The organism is Photorhabdus akhurstii (genome assembly GCF_019090985.1).
Lineage (GTDB): Bacteria > Pseudomonadota > Gammaproteobacteria > Enterobacterales > Enterobacteriaceae > Photorhabdus > Photorhabdus akhurstii.
Map to the genome: position 1 here is coordinate 876,695 of NZ_CP020335.1, position 22,648 is coordinate 899,342.

Below are 22,648 nucleotides of genomic sequence, written 5' to 3' on the forward strand. Positions count from 1 at the left end.
TTGAGTTATATTTTATCCTTTGGATTTAGGGTTGCTGTCAACCTTTCTGATAATTCTTCTCTGACTTTTTTATTTAATGCTTTGTGGTCTTTATCCGCCAGAACAAAAAAATCTTCGACACGTTCACCGATGGTGGTGATATGTGCGCCATGTAGTGAAACCCCCATTTCAGCAAAAATATTACCGACTCTTGCCAGTAATCCCGGTTGATCCAGGGCAAATAGTTCCATATAGGTTCGTCGTTCGTTATGGGTAGGTAAGAAGGTCACTTTTGTTGGTACGTTGAAGTGGCGCAGTTTAGTTGGTAATTTTCGCGTTTTCGGTGTTTTGGTATGAGGGTCCAGAACGACTTGTAAAAGTGCGTTACGTATTATTTCGTGGCGATCCAATGCTAGAGGATGACCATTGGGTTCCAATACCACAAAGGTATCCATTGTCATACCATCACGATTGGTAAATATTTGAGCATTATGAACACTCAGGTTACGTCTATCCAGTTCGCCGACAACTGCCGCAAACAGGGAAGGGCGATCTAAGCTCCAGATAAAAATTTCTGTACCGCCGCGGGTTGGCTTGGTACTTATCAGTATCAGTGACTCTTGAGAATCATGTTGCACTAGATGACGGGCGTGCCAGGCAAGTTGTTTTGGCGTATGGCGAAGGAAATAATCTGCATGACAACGACTCCAGAGCCGATGAAGTTTCTGTTCGTTAATATTATTTTGGCGTAACAGAGCAAGTGCCTGAAAACGGTTGTGGCGGATACGTTCACGAAAATCTGGTGTATTTCCCTGGCGTAATTGATGCTCTGTAGAAAAATAGAGCTCCCGTAACAAGCTCTGTTTCCAACTGTTCCATAGATTGATATTGGTTGCGCAGATATCAGCGACTGTCAGGCAGATTAGGTAGCGTAACCGGGTTTCATTGAGGATTTGATGGGCAAATTGCTTGATGATTTCTGGGTCCTGAATATCTCGTCGTTGAGCTGTGACTGACATTAACAGATGATGACGAACCAGCCAGGCTACCAAATCAGCTTCTCGTGAGTTAAGCCCGTGTTGCAGTGAAAACGCTAGCGCATCGTCAGCGCCAAGTTCAGAATGGTCGCCAGTACGCCCTTTGGCGATGTCATGAAATAGCGCAGCAAGACGTAGAAGCTCAGGTTGAGGCAGACGAGGGTATAGCTCAACACAGAGTGGATGGGCTGGACGGTTATTCTCATCGGCAAAACTTTCCAATTTTCTCAGTACGCGGATGGTATGTTCATCAACGGTATAGGCGTGAAACAGATCAAACTGCATCTGACCGACAATATTGCCCCAAAGCGGTGTGTAAGCGCCAAGAACACTGTGACGATGCATGGGCACAAATGCGCTTTCAACCGCCCTGGGGTGACGTAGAATATCCATAAAGATTTGGCGAGCCTCCGGCAATTCGCACAATGGCTGAGACAGGTTGCGGCGCGCATAACGGAGGTGGCGTAACGTAGTAGAATAAATGCCTTGAACTTCTTCATATTCTGCCATGCGATAAAACATCCGCATAATAGCTGCGGGTTCTTTGATAAACAGGGTTTCGTCGATTAGATCAATAAGTTGCCCCCGTAGCTGGAATTCACTGTCCAGTGGGCGGGATTTTTCATTGGTTTCCAGTGCCAGAATAGCTTCATCAAACAGTTGCAGTAGCATATTGTTGAGTTCGCTAACGCGGCGTGTCATCCGATAGAAATCTTTCATCATTCGTTCTACCGGTTGATTACGTTCCCCTTGATAACCTAATAATTGAGCAATACTGAACTGGCGATCAAATAACAAGCGATTATCATAACGGTTGACTACCAGATGAAGAGCAAAGCGGATACGCCAAAGGAAGCTTTGGCATTCATTTAATTCATTACGTTCTTCCACTGTTAGGAAACCAAAGTCGACCATTTCATCTATGGAGGTTGCACCAAAATGGCGACGGGCAACCCACAGTAGGGTATGAATGTCTCGCAACCCTCCGGGGCTGCTTTTGATATCAGGTTCCAGATTATAACTTGTACTGTGATAGCGCTGGTGGCGTTCGTGTTGTTCAACAATTTTGGCATCAAAGAAGTCAGTAGAAGGCCAAAAACCATCACTGAAGGTATTTTGCTGTAATTGAAAAAAAATGGCTGGATCGCCGCAAATTAATCGTGATTCGATTAAATTCGTCGCGATAGTTAGATCTGACAGCCCTTCCAGCAAACACTCTTCGAGTGTGCGAACACTATGGCCGACTTCCAGTCGGATATCCCATAGCAAAGTGATAAATTGTCCAACATTCTGAGCTTGAGGCGGTGTGAGCGGCTGCTCGCTGAGTATCAGCACGTCAATATCAGATAGCGGATGCAGTTCCCGTCGGCCATATCCGCCGACGGCAATCAATGAAAGTGATGAAATTTTATCAAATCCATAGGCATACCATAATTGGTGTAATAACTGATCTATGTAATCACTGCGTGCAGAAATCAAGGCTTCTGCGGAAATCCCCGCTTTAAATGCATGCTCTAGCCAAAGTTGAAATTCTTCGAGGTGCTGTTTCAACACAGGGTAGCGAAGTTCTTCACTAGAAAAATCAGCGGGAGAAAGTGGCGGGATAGGGGCCCGAATTGTGGCGATATCTGCTGGCATAAGCATAAACCTATGAGAAGGGCGAATCATAAGGCCAGATTACTGAGAAAGTAGGGGGTTAAACAAGAGGATATTGCAGAGAAGAGATGAGAAGCCTTGTATGATTTCAGCAAGGCTTCGTGATTTGCTATTTTAATTATTCATTTACCAAGACTGCGGAAAGCTCTGGCTCTTCTTCTTTACGCAATGTCATGATTTCACAGCCGTTATCAGTAACAACAATGGTATGTTCATACTGTGCGGACAGGCTGCGGTCCTTCGTTTTGACTGTCCAGCCATCTTTCATGGTACGGATGCGGTAGTCACCGGTGTTAACCATTGGTTCAATAGTGAAAGCCATACCTTTTTGCAGAACAACACCACCATCATCGGCGTCGTAGTGCAGTACTTGTGGTTCCTCATGGAAGCCTTCGCCGATGCCGTGACCACAATATTCACGGACCACAGAAAAATCGTTGGCTTCAACAAATTGTTGGATGGCTCTACCAAGAGTGCGTAGACGAATGCCGGGTTTCACCATTTTTAAGGCCAGATAGAGGCTTTCCTGAGTGATGCGGCATAGGCGCTCGCCCTGGATGGTTGGTTTACCGACAATGAACATTTTTGATGTATCACCGTGGAAGCCCTCTTTGATGACAGTCACATCGATATTAACAATATCGCTATCTTTCAATGCTTTATCATCACTTGGGATACCGTGACACACTACGTCATTAACAGAAATACAAACGGATTTTGGGAAACCGTGATAACCAAGACAGGCAGAGACAGCTTGTTGTTTATTGGTAATGTGATCGTGGCAGATACGATCTAATTCACCTGTTGTTACACCGGGTTTGACGTAAGGTTCAATAATTTCCAACACTTCTGCCGCCAGTCGACCGGCGACGCGCATTTTTTCAATATCTTCAGAGGTTTTAATTGAGATTGCCATGAAACTTGTCCATTCAATGCCAGCGAATCTGCTGGTTGTATGTTTTTCAACAAGGAAAAAATTATTGAACTAATGGTATCAGCCTACAGAATATCTGCCAATAACAGTTGGCAGCCCTATTTCCCTCGTTACCTTTTTGCCTATCAAGAATACCTTCCGTAACCCTGCCTTTCTTTTCACATTGAGCTATCGGAAAGTGACAACAAAAGTTGGTGTCTTAGGTGGGTTTATGATATAAAGCGCGCCGGCGTTCTCTGTATTTGCCACTGAGGCAAAACAGAGTGGCGTTAAATATACTCACTGTGTAATAACACACACGAGTCGGCACATACACCGGGGTGCTCTCATGCAGAACATGCAGCTAAGGAGTCGGTGTTATGGGGCTCGTGGAGGCATAACCCCAACTTAATATTTTACAGAGGTTTACAATGGCAACTGTTTCCATGCGCGATATGCTGCAAGCGGGCGTTCACTTCGGTCACCAGACTCGTTACTGGAACCCAAAAATGAAACCATTCATCTTTGGCGCTCGCAATAAAGTGCATATCATCAACCTGGAAAAAACTGTTCCAATGTTCAATGACGCGTTAGCTGAACTGAACAAAATTGCTTCACGCAAAGGCAAAATTCTGTTTGTTGGTACTAAGCGTGCTGCGAGCGAAGCGGTTAAAGAAGCAGCTCAGAGCTGTGATCAATACTTCGTTAATCACCGTTGGTTAGGCGGTATGTTGACTAACTGGAAAACCGTTCGTCAGTCCATCAAACGTTTGAAAGATTTAGAAGCACAGTCTCAGGACGGTACTTTTGACAAACTGACCAAGAAAGAAGCGTTAATTCGTTCTCGTGAACTTGGTAAGTTAGAAAATAGTCTGGGCGGTATCAAAGATATGGGCGGCTTACCTGACGCTCTGTTTGTTATCGATGCTGAACATGAACACATTGCTATCAAAGAAGCAAACAACTTGGGTATCCCAGTGTTTGCGGTTGTTGATACTAACTCTGATCCAGATGGCGTTGATTTCATCATCCCTGGTAACGATGACGCAATCCGTGCAGTAAAACTGTATCTAGGTGCTGTTGCTACTGCTGTTCGTGAAGGTCGTTCTCAAGATCTGGCTGTTCAGGCAGAAGAAAGCTTTGTAGAAGCTGAATAATAAGGCAAGCTCATTATTGAGCCCTTATTAACCAGGTATTGAAATATATTGGTTAGGGGGGCCTGTTATGGCCCCCTTTTACGTATCTAATATAAGAACTATCCATGCGGAATACTCTCTTCCTGCGGGATACATCGAGGAATAAAACAAATGTCTGGAATTACCGCTGCTTTGGTAAAAGAACTGCGTGAGCGTACTGGCGCAGGTATGATGGAATGTAAAAAAGCGCTGGTTGAAGCTAATGGCGATATCGAGTTAGCGATTGACAACATGCGTAAATCAGGTCAGGCGAAAGCGGCTAAGAAGGCTGGCCGTGTCGCTGCTGAAGGTATCATCCTGACGGAAGTGGCTGCTGATGGTAAATTCGGCGCTTTGGTTGAGCTGAACTGTGAAACTGACTTCGTTGCTAAAGATGCTGGCTTCATCGCTTTCGGTAAAGAAGTTATGGCGACAGTATTGGCTGATAAAGTCTCTGATATTGAAACGCTGAAAGCTAAGTTCGAAGAGCAGCGTACCGCACTGGTTGCTAAAATCGGTGAAAACATCAACATTCGTCGCGTTTCTGTATTAGAAGGCGAACAATTGGGTACTTACCTGCATGGTGCGCGTATCGGTGTTCTGGTCGCGGCTGAAGGCGCTAATGAAGAGCTGATTAAGCATGTGGCTATGCACATCGCTGCAAGCAAGCCAGAATATGTTAACCCAAGCGATGTACCTGCTGACGTTGTTGAGCGTGAGCACCAAATCCAACTGGATATCGCAATGCAGTCTGGTAAGCCACGTGAAATCGCAGAGAAAATGGTTTCTGGCCGTATGAATAAATTCACCGGCGAGATCTCTCTGACAGGCCAGAATTTCGTGATGGATCCGAGCAAAACTGTCGGTGATCTGTTGAAAGAAAACAATGCTAAAGTGACCAGCTTCATCCGTTATGAAGTGGGTGAAGGTATTGAGAAAGTTGAGACTGATTTCGCAGCAGAAGTTGCTGCAATGAGTAAATAGTCTTAATTTTTACAAACAGGGCCGCCAAATGGCGGTTCTGTTTTATCTAATCTAAACTGCCTATCCCAGTAGGCATTGAGTTTTTGCATCTGGTCAGAATGACCCGGATGTATGTAAATCCCCAATATACTTTTCTGCTTAGGACAGAACATCATGGCAACCAATGCAAAACCCGTATATCAGCGTATCCTGCTTAAACTCAGTGGCGAAGCCCTGCAAGGTGCAGAAGGTTTTGGTATAGATGCCAGCGTTTTAGATCGCATGGCTCAGGAGATCAAAGAACTGGTTGAGTTAGGCGTACAGGTCGGTGTCGTCATTGGCGGTGGTAATCTGTTTCGTGGTGCTGGCTTGGCAGAAGCAGGAATGAACCGTGTAGTCGGCGACCACATGGGCATGTTGGCAACAGTAATGAATGGTCTGGCAATGCGGGATGCATTACACCGCGCCTATGTGAACGCCCGTCTAATGTCTGCAATTCCTTTAAATGGCGTTTGCGATAACTATAGTTGGGCAGAAGCGATTAGTTTGCTACGTCATGGTCGTGTTGTTATTTTCTCTGCGGGTACCGGCAATCCGTTCTTTACTACAGATTCGGCAGCGTGTTTGCGCGGTATTGAGATTGAAGCAGATGTTGTGCTAAAAGCAACTAAAGTAGATGGTGTTTACTCGGCTGATCCGGCGAAAGATTCAGAAGCGGTATTGTTCGATAAGCTCTCTTATCAGCAGGTATTAGAGCGTGAATTGAAAGTTATGGATTTGGCGGCATTCACTCTGGCTCGTGATCATAGCTTACCCATTCGCGTATTTAACATGAATAAGCCGGGGGCGTTACGTCGTGTGGTGATGGGGGAAAATGAAGGTACCCTGATTTCTCATGAGTAATGTTCAAAGACACCAGAGATGTTTGGCGGTATGATGAGTCGCCTGATACGCCAAATTTAACAAATCATGGTCATAATGATTTATGGCTTGAAAACAACCAGTTCCCAAGGGTTTGTAACGTGATTAATGAAATCAAAAAAGACGCACAAGACCGTATGGAAAAGAGCGTCGAAGCACTTAAAAACCAAATTAGCAAGGTTCGTACCGGCCGAGCTTCTCCTAGTCTGCTGGATGGTATCACTGTTGAGTATTATGGTGCGCCAACGCCTTTGCGTCAGCTTGCTAACGTTGTTGCTGAGGATGCACGTACCCTGGCTATCACGGTATTTGATCGTACTATAACGCCGGCGATTGAAAAGGCAATCATGGCTTCTGATTTAGGGCTGAATCCATCTTCTGCGGGGACAACAATCCGCGTTCCTTTGCCACCATTGACAGAAGAGCGTCGTAAAGATTTGATTAAGGTGGTTCGTGGCGAAGCTGAGCAGGGGCGTGTCTCTGTGCGTAATATTCGTCGTGATGCTAACGACAAAATCAAAGCGCTGTTGAAAGACAAAGAGATCAGTGAAGACGATGAGCGTCGTGCGCAGGATGATATTCAAAAGCTGACGGATAATTTCATCAAAAAAGTTGATGAAGCTTTAACGAAGAAAGAAGAAGAACTGATGGAGTTCTAATCTCTTTCGTGAGATATATTGAGCGCTGCTATCTTGCGGCGCTATTTTTATTCGGCATTTCTCTGAAGTCATGAGCGTTCATAGCCAGGCAAATCAGACAAGTATTAATACACACCAAATAAAACAATTCAGAGCATCAGTATGAAAAGGTTGACCATCCTTGGTTCCACAGGTTCCGTAGGCAAAAGTACACTTACTGTAGTTCGCAATCATCCGGATAAATTTAAAGTAACAGCGCTTGCCGCAGGAAAAAATATCCAGGTTATGGCTGAGCAATGTCTGGAATTTCGGCCTCAATATGCTGCAATGGCGGACGAAGTTTCCGCAAAAGAGTTGCGTCAGTTGCTCATTGAACAAGGCTGTAAAACCGAAGTATTTTTCGGGGAACAGGCTGCGTGTGATTTGGCTGCGTTGAATGATGTTGATCAGGTGATGTCTGGGATTGTTGGTGTTGCCGGTTTATTACCAACGCTGGCGGCCATCCGTGCGGGTAAACAGATTTTACTTGCTAATAAAGAGTCGCTGATTACCAGTGGTCGGTTTTTTATGGATGCGGTGGCGCAACATAATGCTCAACTATTACCCATTGACAGTGAACATAATGCTATTTTCCAGAGCTTACCTGAAGTCATACAGCGAAACCTTGGACGCGGAGATCTAAAACAACACGGAATTGCTAATATCATTCTGACAGGATCTGGCGGGCCTTTTCGTCATACTCCTTTGGAGCAATTGGCTTTTGTTACACCGGACCAGGCTTGTGCTCATCCGAATTGGTCGATGGGGCGTAAGATTTCGGTAGATTCTGCGACAATGATGAATAAGGGGTTGGAATATATTGAGGCGTGTTGCTTGTTCAATGCATCTGCGGCGGAAATGGAAGTGGTAATCCATCCTCAATCGGTTATTCACTCTATGGTCCGTTATCAGGATGGCAGCGTTATTGCTCAATTAGGAACGCCGGATATGTGTACGCCAATTGCCTATGCAATGGCGTACCCAAATCGTATTGCTTCTGGTGTTGAACCTCTTGATTTTTATTCTTTAGGTACACTGACATTCTCGAAACCAGATTATGAACGGTATCCATGTTTGAAACTGGCTATTGAAGCTTGCCACGCAGGCCAGGCTGCAACGACAGCCTTGAATGCAGCGAATGAAGAGATCGTTAAGGTTTTTTTACAAAATGGAATCTCTTTCACAGATATTGCAATTATAAACCGGCAGGTTGTAGAAAAATTAAATTTGCCGGAACCTCAGAGCATTGAGGAGGTCTTACAGATTGATAATCTCGCAAGAGAGTTGGCTATGAAGACTATTCGTTCATTTATCAGGTAGTCTTGGATTGGCAAATGGGTATTTGTCCGCATTTTTACCTGATGGTATAGTTTGCGTATAACTGTTGGTTGATACAATTAACGGTCCAGATTTTGGAAGTTCTCTTCCAGATAATTAGGCTTTTACCCAGGCCGTGGATACCAGACACGGCTTTTTTACGTTTGGATGCCTGAACTTGTAAGAGAATTACCCTGACCAGTAAAGGATTAATTGAGTGATATTATCCAGCAATCATCATCAGAACGATTTATCGTCATTATTACCTAAACATGTTGCTATTATTATGGATGGTAACGGCCGTTGGGCAAAGAAGCGAGGGAAATTAAGAGCCTTTGGTCATCGTGCGGGGATTAAAGCGGTACGGAGTGCGGTGAGTTTCTCGGCTAAACATAAAATTGAGTCACTGACGCTATACGCTTTCAGTAGTGAAAACTGGAATCGACCGGAGCAAGAAGTCAGTTCTTTAATGGAATTATTTATTTTTGCACTAGATAGCGAAGTCAAAAGTTTACATAAGCATAATATTAGATTATCTGTTATTGGCGATATCAGCCGGTTTAGTGAGCGTTTACGGGATCGTATCTGTCGCTCAGTTAAGTTGACTGCTAATAATACGGGGCTGCGACTTAATATTGCTGCAAATTATGGTGGTCGTTGGGATATAGTTCAAAGTGTTCAGAAAATTGCTCAACAGATTAAAGATAATTCCCTTGAGCCACAGGATATTACTGAAGAATTAGTTAATAATTATATGAATCTAAGCCAGCAGCCTCAGGTTGATTTAGTCATCAGAACCGGAGGTGAGCATCGTATCAGTAATTTTCTGTTATGGCAGATAGCTTATGCAGAATTCTATTTTACCGATATACTCTGGCCTGATTTTGATGAAACTGTTTTTGAAGGTGCAATTAATGCCTTTGCTAAAAGAGAACGCCGGTTTGGCGGAACAATACCAGACGATGCCGATGTGGGATCATAGGAGGAACTCTTGCTGAAGTACCGCCTTATAACGGCTGTGATATTAATCCCTCTTGTGATTGCCGCTCTGTTTTTGCTGCCGCCAGTAGCGTTTGGGCTGGTTATTATCGCTGTTTCAGCCCTTGCCGCATGGGAATGGGGGCAATTCGCTGGCTTATTCAGCCAAACGAAACGGGCTATTCTGGCGGCTCTGTTTGCTATTGGTTTATTAGCCCTACAGTATACTCTGCCAGATTTCACTGATTTGATTGGACAGCCGCAAATCACTTTTGCCCTATGGGGGGGGATGATTTGGTGGATTGTCGCGACGCTTCTGGTTGTTACCTACCCTTCTTCCGCTGCAATTTGGAAGAAATCCATTTTATTGCGCCTTTTGTTTGGTATCCTGACATTAGTGCCGTTCTACTGTGGAATGATGGTCTTACGGACCCAAGGATATGGTGATAATTCATATTATGGCGCATGGTGGTTACTGTATGTCATGTTGCTGGTATGGGGGGCGGATTCTGGTGCTTATCTTTTCGGACGTACTTTAGGTAAACGTAAAATGGCGCCGAAAGTTTCTCCAGGAAAAACGCTGGAAGGATTAATCGGAGGATTAATGACAGCGGCCATTATTTCATGGTTGTTTGGGAAATATGCTCCAGTACCTGCAATGCCTGAAAAACTTATGTTGTGTTCTGCTATTGTTGTTATCGCTTCTGTATTTGGTGATTTAACTGAGAGTATGTTCAAACGTGAATCAGGTATTAAGGATAGCAGCCAGCTAATTCCGGGGCATGGCGGTGTTATGGATCGTATTGATAGTTTGACTGCTGCGATCCCTGTCTTTGCCGGCATGATATTGCTGGTGTTTTGATCTCTCTGTTTGACGGCGTTTAAAAAATATGATGGGAATTCTCTGGAATCTGGCGGCTTTTATTATTGCGCTAGGCATATTGATCACTGTGCATGAGTTCGGTCATTTTTGGGTAGCCAGAAAGTGTGGTATTCACGTTGAACGTTTCTCCATTGGTTTTGGTAAAGCGCTATGGCGGCGTATGGATAGCCAGGGAACGGAGTATGTTATAGCCCTTATTCCATTGGGGGGATATGTGAAAATGCTTGATGAGCGTGTTTCACCTGTTTCTCCTGAACACCGTCATATGGCATTCAATAATAAAACACTTGGTCAACGTGCCGCGGTTGTCAGTGCTGGGCCAATTGCTAACTTTTTATTGGCGGCTGTGGTTTATTGGTTAGTGTTTATTATTGGCGTGCCGGCAATACGTCCTGTTGTTGCGGATATCAAATCAGATTCTATCGCTGCGCAAGCAAATATTTCATCGGGAATGGAACTAAAATCCGTAGATGGTATCGAAACGCCTGATTGGAATTCAGTTCGTTTTGCTCTGGTGGGCAAGATAGGTGACGATAATATGACCGTTCAGGTTATCTCTCCTGGTTCATCATATCCGGTAGAGAAAATTCTGGATTTGCGGCAATGGAGCTTTGATCCTGATAAGCAGGACCCTGTATTGTCTCTAGGGATTATGCCTGTCGGTCCTCATTTGGATTCTCTGGTGGAAAAAGTTATCCCTGGCTCCGCAGCGGAAAAGGCGGGTTTGCAAAAGGGGGATAGGATAGTTAAAGTCGGTGACCAGGAAATAGATGCTTGGCATACTTTTACATCCTTTGTCAGTAATAATCCTAATGTCCCGCTGGAACTTTCCGTGGATCGGGCTGGTCATATTATTTCTCTCTCTATGACGCCGGAAGTAAGACAACAATCTGGTGGCAGGAAAGTTGGTTTTGCCGGTGTGGAACTGCGAGTTGTGCCATTAGCCGATGAATATAGAATCGTTCAGCAATACGGGCCTTTCTCTGCCATGTATCAGGCAGGAGATAAGACTTGGCAACTGATGCGATTAACTGTCAGTATGATTGGTAAGCTGATCGTTGGTGATGTGAAAATTAACAACCTGAGTGGGCCTATCTCTATCGCCAAAGGAGCGGGGGTGTCGGCTGATTCCGGCTTGGTGTATTATTTGATGTTTTTGGCGCTGATAAGCGTCAATCTTGGGATTATTAACCTAATCCCATTACCTGTGTTAGATGGTGGACACCTGCTCTTCTTGTTTATCGAAAAGATAAAAGGCGGGCCGGTTTCCGAGCGTGTACAAGACTTCAGCTATCGCATCGGTGCCATGATACTGGTGTTATTGATGGGGCTTGCACTTTTCAATGATTTCTCCCGTTTTTAAAGCGGAAGACTGGTTAGGAAGACGCATTACAACGATGGCGATGAAAAAGTTACTCATAGCGTCGCTGCTGTTCGGCAGCGCCACTGCATACGGTGCAGACGGATTCGTAGTTCAGGACATTCACTTTGAAGGTCTTCAACGCGTCGCCGTAGGTGCAGCATTATTGAATATGCCAGTTCGCGTAGGTGATACGGTCAGCGATGAAGATATCGGTCGTACCATTCATGCACTATTTGCTACTGGTAACTTTGAAGACGTTCGTGTCCTGCGTGATGGCAATACACTTATTGTTCAGGTAAAAGAACGGCCGACTATTGCCAGCATCACTTTCTCCGGCAATAAATCGGTGAAAGATGACATGTTGAAACAAAACCTTGAAGCATCTCATGTTCGAGTCGGAGAAGCCCTTGACCGCACGATGCTGTCCAATATCGAAAGAGGATTAGAGGATTTCTATTACAGTGTGGGTAAATACAACGCCAGTGTAAAAGCGGTTGTTACGCCACTTCCACGTAACCGTGTCGATTTAAAACTGGTTTTCGCTGAAGGTGTTTCGGCAAAAATCCAGCAAATTAACATTGTCGGTAATAAATCATTTTCTTCTGATGAGTTATTGAATCGTTTCCAACTTAGAGATGATGTGCCGTGGTGGAATTTGACTGCCGATCAGAAATATCAGAAACAAAAACTGACTGGTGACCTTGAAGCATTGCGCAGTTTTTACCTTGATCGCGGTTACGCCCGTTTTAACATTGATTCGACTCAGGTCAGTTTGACGCCAGATAAAAAAGGTATTTATGTCACGATAAATATAACTGAAGGGGATCAATACAAAATATCAGGTATTGACCTGAACGGTAATATGGCGGGTTATCAGTCAGAAATTACTAAACTGGCTGTCATTGAGCCTGGATCTCTGTATAACGGGACTCAGGTGACTAAAATGGAAAATGACATCAAGAATTTGCTTGGTCGCTATGGTTATGCTTACCCACGAGTGATGACGCAACCTGAAATCAATGATCAAGACAAGACAGTAAAACTGCATGTCAATATTGATGCGGGTAACCGTTTCTATGTTCGTAAAATTCGTTTCTCTGGTAATGACACCACTAAAGATTCTGTTCTGCGTCGTGAAATGCGTCAAATGGAAAGAGCATGGTTAGGGAGTGATCTGGTTGAACTGGGTAAAGAGCGTCTTAACCGTTTGGGTTATTTCGAAACGGTAGATGTTGAAACTCAGCGTGTACCAGGCAGCCCTGATCAGGTAGATGTCGTTTATAAAGTTAAAGAACGTAATACCGGCTCTTTGAACTTTGGTGTTGGTTTTGGTACAGAAAGCGGCGTTAGTTTCCAGGTTGGCGCTCAGCAAGATAACTGGTTAGGTACAGGTAATGCTGTGGGGATTAATGCTAGTAAGAACGATTATTCAACCTATGCAGAGCTCTCCTTCACTGACCCATACTTCACAGTTAACGGAGTGAGTCTTGGTGGCCGGGTATTCTACAATGATTTCAGAGCCGATGATGCTGAATTATCCGGCTATACCAACCAAAGTTATGGTATAGATGGTTTCCTCGGTTTCCCGGTTAATGAAAATAACTCCCTGCGTTTTGGGTTAAATTATGTGCATAACTCACTGTCTGATATGCTTCCTCAGGCAGCTATGTGGCGCTATCTGAATTCTATGGGTGAGAAACCAGATTATAAAAGTAAAGCTGAGTTCAAAGCGGATGACTTTGCTTTGAATATAGGTTGGACATATAACAACCTTGACCGTGGCTTCTTCCCAACATCCGGCGTGAAATCGACTCTGAATGGTAAAGTGACTATTCCTGGTTCGGATAACGAATTCTATAAAGTGACTCTTGATACTTCTGCGTATTATCCGATCAATGACGATCATACTTGGGTGATTTTAGGGCGTGGTCGTTTAGGTTATGGGGATGGATTAGGCGGTAAAGAGTTGCCATTCTATGAAAACTTTTATGCAGGTGGCTCCAGTACGGTTCGCGGTTTCCGTTCTAACAATATTGGGCCTAAAGCGATTTATCTGAATGGAAAAGATGATCCTAAGAAAGATAGCCCATCTCGCGATGCCGTGGGGGGGAATGCAATGGCGGTAGCTAGCCTTGAGCTGATTACTCCAACGCCGTTCCTTGATAGTAAGTATTCGAACTCTGTCCGAACTTCATTCTTTATTGATTCAGGTACGGTTTGGGATACCTATTGGAATGATTCTGCTGCTATGAAGAGCAGAGGCATACCTGATTACAGTAAACCAGGTAATATCCGTGTTTCGGCGGGTATTGCATTGCAATGGATGTCTCCTTTAGGTCCGCTGGTATTCTCTTATGCTAAGCCGATCAAAGACTACGAAGGTGATAGATCAGAGCAATTCCAATTTAATATTGGCAAAACCTGGTGATAATGCGTTTTTATCTTATTATTGATAGAGCAAGCTCTGAAATCGTAGGTTTCAGAGCATTGACTAAGTTTTCCAATAGGTTACAGATAGCGTGGTTTAAGGAGTTTATAGTGAAAAAATGGTTGTGTGCAGCAAGCTTTGGTATTGCATTAGCTTTCTCTGCTGGCGTTCAGGCAGCAGACAAAATTGCCGTTGTAAATGTTGGCGAGATTTTCCAGCAATTGCCAGCCCGCGAAGCTGTTGCGAAGCAGTTGGAAAATGAGTTTAAAAACCGCGCATCTGAATTGCAACGGATGGAAACTGACTTGCAATCCAAGATCCAGAAATTACAGCGTGATGGTTCCACTATGAAATCCAGTGAGCGTACTAAGCTGGAAAAAGATGTGATGGCTAAGCGTGAAGAATTTGCCAAGAAAGCTCAAGCTTTTGAACAAGATCACCGTCGTCGCGAGATGGAAGAACGCAACAAAATTCTAAGTCGTATTCAGGACGCGATCAAAGTAGTTGCTGGCAAAGAAGGCTATGATGTCGTTATTGATGCGAATGCTGTTGCTTATTCAGTATCTGGCAAAAATATTACTGCAAGTGTATTGAAACAGGTTAAATAATAGATGTCTTCAATTCGATTGGCTGATTTAGCTCAGCAGTTGAATGCACAATTACATGGTGATGGCGATATTGTTATCACCAGTATTGCACCAATGCATTCTGCCAATAGCGAGCAGATCACTTTTTTGTCTGACAGTCGTTACCGTGAGCGTTTAGGTGAATGTCAGGCAGCCGCTGTCGTTCTCCAGGCGTCAGATCTTCCTTATTGCAATATTCCTGCGTTGGTTGTCGCCAATCCTTATCTGGCATATGCCTATATGGCTCAGATTATGGATACAACACCGGTTCCCGCACAGGATATTCACCCTTCTGCGGTGATTTCACCTCTGGCGACTTTGGGTAAGAATGTTGCTGTTGGAGCCAATGCGGTTATCGAGTCTGGCGTTGTGCTTGGTGACAATGTGGTTATCGGCGCAGGCTGCTTTATTGGTAAAAATACGCGTATTGGCGCGGGAAGTCGTCTTTGGGCGAATGTCTCTGTTTATCACAATATTGAAATGGGTGAACAGTGTTTGATCCAATCAGGAGCAGTGATTGGGTCTGATGGTTTTGGCTATGCGAATGATCGTGGTAAGTGGGTTAAAATCCCTCAATTAGGTTCAGTTATTATTGGTGACCGGGTTGAGATTGGCGCTTGTACGACGATCGATCGGGGAGCTTTGGATAATACTATTATCGGCAATGGCGTCATTATCGATAATCAGTGTCAGATTGCTCATAATGTTATCATTGGTGACAATACGGCGATTGCTGGCGGTGTGATCATGGCTGGTAGTCTGAAAATTGGTTGTTACTGTATGATTGGCGGCGCCAGTGTAATTAATGGACATATGGAAATCTGTGATAAGGTAACAGTCACGGGAATGAGTATGGTGATGCGTCCTATCACTGAACCTGGTGTATACTCCTCTGGCATTCCGGCACAACCAAATAAAGTTTGGCGTAAGACGGCAGCTTTAGTCATGAATATCAATGAAATGAATAAACGTCTTAAGTCAATGGAGAGTAAACTGGAAGGCGAAAACGAGTAATTGCACTATATTTAATTGTACTAGATTTAATTGCACTATATTTTTATTTTTGGTTGTGTTTTATTTTGCGGCCTGCCTGGGAACTCTGGATTTGGGGTTTAAGCGGGCCGTGTCGTTAATACAATTAGTCCTTTTTGACAGGAAGAGTATTTAGATGAGTGATAATCATACTCTGCACATTGAAGAAATTTTAGATCTACTTCCACATCGTTATCCGTTTTTATTGGTGGATCGCGTTCTTGATTTTGAGGAAGGTAAATTCTTACGTGCAGTAAAAAATGTATCTTTTAACGAACCCTTCTTTCAGGGACATTTTCCCGGCAAACCTATTTTCCCTGGCGTTCTGATCCTTGAAGCTATGGCACAGGCTACCGGGATTCTGGCATTTAAGAGTGTGGGTAAACTAGAGCCAAATGAGCTCTATTATTTTGCCGCTATCGATGGTGCCCGTTTTAAACGTCCGGTAGTGCCTGGGGATCAAATGATATTAGAAGTAGAATTTATTAAGGAGCGTCGAGGGGTTGCGCGTTGTAGAGGCGTAGCGAAAGTCGATGGAGAAGTAGCTTGCGAAGCAGAAATGATGTGTGCTCGCCGTCGTGAGGTCTAGTCTATGATTGATGAAACCGCTTATATACATCCTAGCGCTATTATAGAAGATGGCGCGGTTATCGGTGCTAATGTTCGTATTGGACCGTTTTGTTGTATTGGTTCTCAGGTTGAAATTGGCGAAGGTACAGAGCTGAAATCTCATGTTGTTGTCAATGGAATAACCAAAATCGGTCGTGATAACCAGATTTTTCAATTTGCTTCTATTGGCGAAATGAATCAGGACCTGAAATATCACGGTGAACCAACCCGAGTTGAAATTGGTGATCGTAACCGTATCCGCGAAAGTGTCACCATTCATCGTGGCACCGTGCAAGGTGGCGGTGTAACGAAAATCGGCAATGATAATTTGTTGATGATTAATGCCCATATCGCTCATGACTGTATTGTTGGTGATCGTTGTGTCATTGCGAATAATGGTACTTTAGGGGGGCATGTTATCCTGGGGGATTATGTCATCATTGGTGGTATGAGTGCGATTCATCAGTTCTGTCAGATAGGCTCTCATGCTATGGTGGGAGGGTGTTCCGGAGTGGTACAGGATATTCCGCCATATGTTATTGCTCAGGGGAATCATGCAACACCTTTTGGCACCAACGTCGAAGGTCTGAAACGCCGTGGTTTTGATAAAGAGTCATTGCATGCAATTAGAAATGCGTACAAAATTTTGTATCGTAACGGAAAAACGTTAGAAGAAGCACAACAAGAAATTGCTGAGCTGGCTGAAAATAATCAGCATGTAAAGATTTTCAGTGATTTTTTGGCAAATTCTACCCGCGGCATTATCCGTTAAGTAGATGAAGGATACTCCTTTGGCTACCATTTCTTCTATTGATAGTCTGCGTCCGCTGACTATTGGATTAATCGCCGGAGAAACCTCCGGTGATATCCTTGGTGCAGGTTTGATTCGTGCTTTAAAAGCAAAAGTACCTAATGCCCGTTTTGTCGGTGTGGCGGGTCCTCTTATGCAGGCTGAAGGTTGTGAAGCTTGGTATGAGATGGAAGAGCTAGCAGTAATGGGGGTTGTTGAAGTTCTCGAACGTTTGCCTCGTTTGCTGAAAATACGTAAGGATCTGACAACCCGTTTCACTGAACTGAAACCTGATGTATTTGTGGGCATCGATGCGCCGGATTTTAATATCACCTTGGAAGGTCGGTTAAAACAGCGGGGCATTCGCACGATTCATTATGTTAGTCCGTCGGTATGGGCTTGGCGGCAGAAACGTGTTTTCAAAATTGGTAAAGCCACAGATATGGTTCTCGCTTTCTTACCTTTTGAAAAAGCGTTTTACGATAAGTTTAATGTTCCGTGCCGGTTTATTGGACATACGATGGCGGATGCCATGCCATTGCAACCAAATAAAGCAGCGGCGCGTGAACTATTAGGTATTCCGCCAGAGGCTGTTTGCTTGGCTTTATTACCGGGGAGTCGCCATTCTGAGGTTGAGATGCTGAGTGCGGATTTTCTTAAAACTGCTCAGTTATTGCAGCGAAGCATACCAGATCTGCATGTATTTGCGCCGTTGGTGAATGCTAAACGGCGTGAACAATTTGAGCGCATTAAGCAGGAAGTTGCGCCAGAACTGAATGTTCATCTTGTGGATGGCAAAGCGCGAGAAATCATGATCGCAAGTGATGCCGCGCTTTTGGCCTCTGGTACCGCTGCTTTGGAATGTATGTTGGCAAAATGTCCAATGGTAGTTGGTTACCGGATGAAGCCATTAACTTTCTGGTTGGCAAAACGTCTGGTAAAAACGCCTTATGTTTCATTGCCTAACTTATTATCCGGTGAAGAGTTAGTTAAAGAATTATTGCAGGAAGAATGTCAGCCGCAAAAACTTGCAGATGAGTTGTTGCCGTTATTACAAGGCAATGAAAGAGTTGAAGTATTGAAACAGACATTTTTGCATTTGCATGAAAGCATTCGTTGTAATGCTGACGAACAAGCAGCACAAGCCGTGTTGGAATTGGCAGGAAAATGATGGAATTTATATATCCTCAGGTGGGTCTGATTGCTGGGGTTGATGAAGTTGGTCGAGGCCCGTTAGTGGGGGCGGTTGTAACTGCGGCTGTGATTTTAGATCCGTTACGGCCGATAGTGGGTTTGGCTGATTCTAAAAAACTGAGTGAAAAACGCCGTGAGGCACTGTATCTGGAGATCACAGAAAAAGCATTGTGCTGGAGTTTAGGACGTGCAGAACCGGCAGAAATTGATCAATTGAATATCCTGCATGCGACTATGCTTGCGATGCAGAGGGCGGTGGTGAATTTGCCTATTTCTCCTGAATATGTGCTGATTGATGGTAATCGTTGCCCTAAATTACCCATGCCAGCACAGGCGGTGATAAAAGGCGATGGACTGGTTGCTGAAATCAGTGCCGCTTCTATCTTGGCGAAAGTTACCAGAGATCGGGAAATGGCTGAGCTTGATCAACTGTTTCCCGAATATGGATTTGCTAAGCATAAAGGCTACCCGACAGCATTTCACTTAGAAAAGTTGGCGCAGTTGGGAGCGACAGAACATCATCGTAAAAGCTTTGCGCCAGTTAAGAGAGCGATTGGCTTTTAAGTAAACTGGTTGACTGAATACCGCTATTCTTCAAATTGATATCATCTGGATAAATATATGGCCGAACCCCGTTTTGTGCACTTACGTGTTCACAGCGACTATTCAATGATTGATGGCTTAGCCAAAACCAGCCCTTTAGTGAAAAAGGTTGCGCAGTTAGGTATGCCGGCTTTTGCGATCACTGATTTTACTAATTTGTGTGGGTTGGTGAGATTTTACGGCAGTGCTCATGGAGCAGGAGTAAAACCGATTATTGGTGCTGATTTCTATGTAGAAAGTGAACTGCTTGGTGATGAGTACGCTAGCCTCACCATTCTTGCGCGCAATAATACCGGTTATCATAATCTGACGTTGCTGATATCAGAGGCTTATCAGAAGGGATATGGTGCGATTGGTCCGACAATTAAACTAGAATGGCTGATAAACCATAAAGAAGGTCTAATCTTACTCTCTGGTGGCCGTATGGGGGATGTGGGTAAATTCCTGCTACGTGGTAATCAGGTCATGGTGGACCAATGCCTTGAGTTTTATCAGGAGCATTTTCCCGGCTGTTATTATTTGGAGTTGATCCGCACTGGGCGTGCAGATGAAGAAAGTTATCTTCATGCCGCAGTTGCACTGGCAACGGAAAAAAACCTGCCAGTCGTTGCAACTAATGATGTTTGTTTCATTGATAGCGAAGATTTTGATGCACATGAGATTCGCGTAGCGATTCATGATGGCTATACTTTGGCCGACCCCAAACGCCCGAAAAATTACAGTCCTCAGCAATATCTGCGTAGTGAACAGGAAATGTGTGAACTATTCGCTGATATTCCTGAAGCGCTGGAGAACAGTGTAGAAATTGCTAAGCGCTGTAATGTCACTATTCGCCTTGGTGAATATTTCCTGCCGCAATTCCCTACGGGAGAAATGAGTACTGAAGATTATCTGATAGATAGATCTAAACAAGGGTTGGAAGAACGCTTGGCATTTCTCTATCCGGATCCTAAAGTACGTGCAGAAAAACGTCCTGAATATGATGAGAGACTCGATGTTGAACTTCGGGTTATCAACCAGATGGGATTTCCTGGCTACTTCCTGATCGTGATGGAATTCATTCAGTGGTCGAAAGACAACGGTGTTCCTGTAGGTCCTGGACGTGGTTCGGGGGCTGGTTCTTTGGTGGCTTATGCCCTGAAAATAACCGATCTCGATCCTTTGGAATTTGACCTGCTATTTGAACGATTCCTAAACCCTGAACGTGTTTCGATGCCTGATTTTGACGTCGATTTCTGTATGGAAAAACGCGATCTGGTGATTGATCATGTGGCTGATATATATGGCCGTGACGCCGTATCTCAGATCATCACATTCGGAACAATGGCAGCGAAAGCGGTAATCCGGGATGTTGGCCGAGTGCTAGGGCATCCATACGGATTTGTTGATCGGATTTCCAAATTGATACCGCTTGATCCAGGTATGACGCTGGAGAAAGCATTTGCCGCGGAGCCACAACTTCCTGAAATCTATGAAGCGGATGAGGAAGTTAAGGCGCTGATAGATATGGCGCGTAAATTGGAAGGCGTCACTCGTAATGCCGGGAAACACGCGGGTGGGGTGGTTATTGCTCCAACTAAAATCACCGATTTTTCGCCTCTCTATTGTGACCCAGAAGGTTTGAACCCGGTTACTCAGTTTGATAAAAACGATGTGGAATATGCAGGGTTGGTGAAATTTGACTTCCTCGGATTGAGGACACTGACCATTATCAACTGGGCATTAGAGATGATCAACGCGCGTAGAGCGAAGAAAGGTCTGGAGCCGATTGATATTGCAGCAATTCCGCTGAGTGACGCTAAAAGCTTTGATATGTTGCAACGCGCTGAAACAACAGCGGTATTTCAGCTTGAATCCCGTGGTATGAAGGATCTGATTAAACGTCTGCGTCCCGATTGCTTCGAAGATATGATCGCGCTTGTTGCTTTATTCCGTCCAGGTCCTTTGCAATCAGGCATGGTGGATAACTTCATTGACCGCAAACACGGCCGGGAAGAGATCTCATACCCGGATATACAGTGGCAGCACGAATCTTTACAGCCAGTATTAGAGCCAACTTACGGCATTATCCTTTATCAAGAACAAGTGATGCAGATTGCTCAAGTATTGGCAGGATATACTCTCGGTGGTGCAGATATGCTCCGACGAGCGATGGGCAAGAAAAAACCGGAGGAGATGGCTAAGCAGCGTTCTGTCTTTGAAGACGGAGCAAAAAAACTGGGTATTGATGGCCAACTGGCAATGAAAATCTTTGACCTAGTAGAAAAGTTTGCCGGTTACGGATTTAACAAATCTCACTCTGCTGCGTATGCCTTGGTTTCTTATCAAACCTTATGGTTGAAAGCACATTACCCGGCTGAATTCATGGCTGCGGTAATGACTGCTGATATGGATAATACAGAAAAAGTTGTTGGTTTGATTGATGAATGCTGGCGCATGGGGTTGAAAATCTTACCACCTGATATCAATAGTGGCTTGTATCATTTCCACGTTAATGATGACGGGGAGATCGTATATGGTATCGGTGCAATTAAAGGGGTAGGTGAAGGGCCGATTGAAGCGATCATCGAAGCTCGTCAGAAAGGTGGTTATTTTAGAGAACTGTTTGATTTATGTGCCCGTGTTGACATCAAGAAGTTAAGTCGCCGAGTGATGGAAAAACTGATCATGTCAGGGGCATTTGACCGTTTGGGGCCGCACCGTGCAGCACTGATGTCTACGCTGGAAGATGCCCTAAAAGCGGCGGATCAACATGCTAAAGCGGAAGCTACTGGTCAGACTGACATGTTTGGTGTATTAGCTGAAGAGCCAGAAGAAGTGGAACGCTCTTATGCCAATATTCCTCAATGGCCGGAACAGATTGTTCTTGACGGTGAACGGGAAACGTTGGGTCTCTATTTAACCGGGCATCCTATTACTCGTTATTTAAAAGAAATTGAGCGCTATACTAATGGATTGAGGTTAAAAGATGTGAATCCAACACCGCGCGGTCAGGTAACGACTGTGATAGGGTTAGTGTTAGCATCCAAAGTGATTATAACCAAACGGGGTAACCGGATTGGTATTTGTACCTTAGATGACCGTTCAGGACGTCTAGAAGTTATGTTATTTTCCGATGCCTTGGAGAAATATCGGCATTTGTTAGAACAAGACCGGATATTAATTGCTACAGGGCAGGTCAGCTTTGATGACTTCAATGGCGGTCTTAAAATGACAGCTCGTGAATTAATGGATATTAGTGAAGCGCGTGAAAAATATGCGCGTGGGCTTGCTATCTCGCTGTCAGACAGGCAAATTGATGATCAATTGTTGAACCGTCTTCGTAGTGCATTGGAACCACATCGTTCGGGAACGATACCAGTTCATCTTTATTACCAGAGGGAAGACGCCCGCGCCCGTTTAAGATTTGGTGCGACGTGGAGGGTAACGCCAACGGATAACCTTCTGACAGATTTGCGAACTCTGCTGGGTAATGAGCAGGTAGAATTAGAATTTGACTAAAAT

18 protein-coding genes are annotated in these 22,648 nt (G+C 44.4%); 16 read left to right on the forward strand and 2 right to left on the reverse strand.

Translation table 11 applies throughout. From position 1 onward, the window contains the following. Positions 1-5: 5 nt before the first annotated feature. The gene (glnD, locus tag B0X70_RS03780; protein WP_217470917.1) at positions 6-2,654 is read right to left on the reverse strand and encodes a bifunctional uridylyltransferase/uridylyl-removing protein GlnD; all 2,649 of its coding nucleotides are present in this window, start codon (positions 2,652-2,654) and stop codon (positions 6-8) included. Positions 2,655-2,790: 136 nt separating this feature from the next. Further along, the gene (gene map / locus B0X70_RS03785) at positions 2,791-3,588 is read right to left on the reverse strand and encodes a type I methionyl aminopeptidase (protein WP_217470918.1); all 798 of its coding nucleotides are present in this window, start codon (positions 3,586-3,588) and stop codon (positions 2,791-2,793) included. A 428-nt stretch (positions 3,589-4,016) separates the two neighbouring features. On the opposite strand from map, the gene rpsB reads away from it, so the two are divergent. The 16 genes from rpsB to dnaE all read left to right on the forward strand — a co-directional run bounded on the left by rpsB (position 4,017) and on the right by dnaE (position 22,645). Next, positions 4,017-4,742, forward strand: a complete 726-nt coding sequence (rpsB, locus tag B0X70_RS03790; protein WP_036781258.1) for a 30S ribosomal protein S2 — start codon at positions 4,017-4,019, stop codon at positions 4,740-4,742. Between the two features lie 150 nt (positions 4,743-4,892). Beyond that, on the forward strand, positions 4,893-5,744 hold the full coding sequence (gene tsf, locus B0X70_RS03795; protein ID WP_105398868.1) for a translation elongation factor Ts: 852 nt from the start codon (positions 4,893-4,895) through the stop codon (positions 5,742-5,744). A 153-nt stretch (positions 5,745-5,897) separates the two neighbouring features. Beyond that, positions 5,898-6,626 (forward strand): UMP kinase, encoded by a 729-nt coding sequence (pyrH, locus tag B0X70_RS03800; protein WP_036781253.1) that lies wholly within the window; start codon positions 5,898-5,900, stop codon positions 6,624-6,626. A 119-nt stretch (positions 6,627-6,745) separates the two neighbouring features. Further along, complete coding sequence (frr, locus tag B0X70_RS03805) at positions 6,746-7,303, forward strand: ribosome recycling factor (RefSeq protein ID WP_036781275.1); 558 nt, start codon at positions 6,746-6,748, stop codon at positions 7,301-7,303. Between the two features lie 141 nt (positions 7,304-7,444). After that, positions 7,445-8,641 carry a 1-deoxy-D-xylulose-5-phosphate reductoisomerase gene (gene ispC / locus B0X70_RS03810; RefSeq protein ID WP_036812102.1) on the forward strand — a complete coding sequence of 399 codons (1,197 nt, stop codon included), beginning with the start codon at positions 7,445-7,447 and terminating at the stop codon, positions 8,639-8,641. A 283-nt stretch (positions 8,642-8,924) separates the two neighbouring features. Next, on the forward strand, positions 8,925-9,620 hold the full coding sequence (ispU, locus tag B0X70_RS03815) for a (2E,6E)-farnesyl-diphosphate-specific ditrans,polycis-undecaprenyl-diphosphate synthase (protein WP_228999042.1): 696 nt from the start codon (positions 8,925-8,927) through the stop codon (positions 9,618-9,620). Between the two features lie 9 nt (positions 9,621-9,629). Further along, positions 9,630-10,478 carry a phosphatidate cytidylyltransferase gene (cdsA, locus tag B0X70_RS03820; protein WP_036812101.1) on the forward strand — a complete coding sequence of 283 codons (849 nt, stop codon included), beginning with the start codon at positions 9,630-9,632 and terminating at the stop codon, positions 10,476-10,478. A gap of 28 nt (positions 10,479-10,506) precedes the next feature. Beyond that, the gene (gene rseP, locus B0X70_RS03825) at positions 10,507-11,862 is read left to right on the forward strand and encodes a sigma E protease regulator RseP (RefSeq protein WP_217470919.1); all 1,356 of its coding nucleotides are present in this window, start codon (positions 10,507-10,509) and stop codon (positions 11,860-11,862) included. A gap of 34 nt (positions 11,863-11,896) precedes the next feature. Next, complete coding sequence (gene bamA, locus B0X70_RS03830) at positions 11,897-14,290, forward strand: outer membrane protein assembly factor BamA (RefSeq protein ID WP_036812317.1); 2,394 nt, start codon at positions 11,897-11,899, stop codon at positions 14,288-14,290. 110 nt (positions 14,291-14,400) lie between these two features. Beyond that, positions 14,401-14,898, forward strand: coding sequence for a molecular chaperone Skp (skp, locus tag B0X70_RS03835; RefSeq protein ID WP_036812315.1), 498 nt, complete (start codon positions 14,401-14,403; stop codon positions 14,896-14,898). Positions 14,899-14,901: 3 nt separating this feature from the next. Then, positions 14,902-15,930, forward strand: coding sequence for a UDP-3-O-(3-hydroxymyristoyl)glucosamine N-acyltransferase (lpxD, locus tag B0X70_RS03840; RefSeq protein ID WP_036812099.1), 1,029 nt, complete (start codon positions 14,902-14,904; stop codon positions 15,928-15,930). 154 nt (positions 15,931-16,084) lie between these two features. Next, positions 16,085-16,537, forward strand: a complete 453-nt coding sequence (gene fabZ / locus B0X70_RS03845) for a 3-hydroxyacyl-ACP dehydratase FabZ (protein ID WP_036781244.1) — start codon at positions 16,085-16,087, stop codon at positions 16,535-16,537. A 3-nt stretch (positions 16,538-16,540) separates the two neighbouring features. Then, positions 16,541-17,329 (forward strand): acyl-ACP--UDP-N-acetylglucosamine O-acyltransferase, encoded by a 789-nt coding sequence (lpxA, locus tag B0X70_RS03850; RefSeq protein WP_036812098.1) that lies wholly within the window; start codon positions 16,541-16,543, stop codon positions 17,327-17,329. A gap of 4 nt (positions 17,330-17,333) precedes the next feature. Next, positions 17,334-18,518 carry a lipid-A-disaccharide synthase gene (gene lpxB / locus B0X70_RS03855; RefSeq protein ID WP_217470920.1) on the forward strand — a complete coding sequence of 395 codons (1,185 nt, stop codon included), beginning with the start codon at positions 17,334-17,336 and terminating at the stop codon, positions 18,516-18,518. Then, complete coding sequence (gene rnhB / locus B0X70_RS03860; RefSeq protein WP_217470921.1) at positions 18,515-19,105, forward strand: ribonuclease HII; 591 nt, start codon at positions 18,515-18,517, stop codon at positions 19,103-19,105. Before lpxB ends, rnhB begins: the two co-directional genes overlap by 4 nt. Before the next feature lie 57 nt (positions 19,106-19,162). Further along, positions 19,163-22,645, forward strand: a complete 3,483-nt coding sequence (gene dnaE / locus B0X70_RS03865; RefSeq protein ID WP_036781234.1) for a DNA polymerase III subunit alpha — start codon at positions 19,163-19,165, stop codon at positions 22,643-22,645. Positions 22,646-22,648: the final 3 nt, after the last annotated feature.